Source organism: Neobacillus drentensis (assembly GCF_036965245.1).
In the GTDB taxonomy this organism is placed as follows: Bacteria; Bacillota; Bacilli; order Bacillales; family Cytobacillaceae; genus Neobacillus; species Neobacillus drentensis_G.
This window is the reverse complement of the sequence record NZ_JBALPG010000121.1, coordinates 1-333: the sequence shown is the minus strand read 5'-3', so window position 1 is coordinate 333 and position 333 is coordinate 1.

Genomic DNA, 333 nt, shown 5'->3' with positions numbered 1-333 from the left:
TATCAACTGTTCAATTAGAAGATTACTTGGCTAAATGGAGTGAAACCTTATAGCTTTCCAGTCTGGCCCAACGAATACGATTGATGAAATGGATTATTTCGATGGCCACATGAGGAAGGTCATATTCAAAAAAATCCAGCAGCCAAAATAAAGGAACCAAAAGCACGGAAACGAATTCCTGAGTTTCTATCAGAATGTGAAATGAACATTTACGTGAAGCATGCTCGTGCCCATTGGAAAAGCTTTGTTCGAATTTATGTTTTCCACTGGGTGCCGTATTGGTGAAATTGTTTCCTTAGATAAGGATAGAATTAATTGGTCTAACCGCAATGA